1 protein-coding gene is annotated in these 833 nt (G+C 51.6%); it reads left to right on the top strand.

The window, feature by feature from the left end; genetic code table 11:
* Window positions 1–833: elongation factor Tu (gene tuf, locus JHD74_RS25860; RefSeq protein ID WP_199063891.1), on the top strand; the 833-nt coding region annotated here is incomplete at both ends.

Raw genomic sequence — 833 nt, 5'->3', positions numbered from 1 at the left:
GCTCGTGGTATCACCATCAACACTTCTCACGTTGAATATGACACCCCGACTCGTCACTACGCGCACGTTGACTGCCCAGGGCACGCCGACTACGTGAAAAACATGATCACCGGTGCTGCTCAGATGGACGGCGCTATCCTGGTTGTAGCTGCGACTGACGGCCCTATGCCTCAGACTCGTGAGCACATCCTGCTGGGTCGTCAGGTTGGCGTTCCTTACATCATCGTATTCATGAACAAATGCGACATGGTTGATGATGAAGAGCTGCTGGAACTGGTAGAAATGGAAGTTCGTGAACTTCTGTCTGCTTATGACTTCCCTGGTGATGACCTGCCGGTTGTTCGTGGTTCAGCGCTGAAAGCACTGGAAGGCGAAGCTGAGTGGGAAGCTAAAATCATCGAGCTGGCTGGTCACCTGGATTCTTACATCCCAGAACCAGAGCGTGCTATCGACCTGCCGTTCCTGCTGCCAATCGAAGACGTATTCTCCATCTCCGGTCGTGGTACCGTAGTTACCGGTCGTGTTGAGCGCGGTATCGTTAAAGTTGGCGAAGAAGTTGAAATCGTTGGTATCAAAGACACCGTTAAGTCTACCTGTACTGGCGTTGAAATGTTCCGCAAACTGCTGGACGAAGGCCGTGCTGGTGAGAACGTTGGTGTTCTGCTGCGTGGTATCAAGCGTGAAGACATCGAACGTGGTCAGGTACTGGCTAAACCAGGTTCCATCAAGCCACACACTCAGTTCGATTCAGAAGTGTATATCCTGAGCAAAGAAGAAGGTGGTCGTCATACTCCATTCTTCAAAGGCTACCGTCCACAGTTCTACTTCCGTAC

Origin of the sequence: Serratia sp. ASV30, from assembly GCF_016428815.1 — a bacterium.
GTDB classification, from domain to species: Bacteria; Pseudomonadota; Gammaproteobacteria; order Enterobacterales; family Enterobacteriaceae; genus Chania; species Chania fonticola_C.
This window is presented reverse-complemented; position numbering and strand designations above follow the sequence as displayed.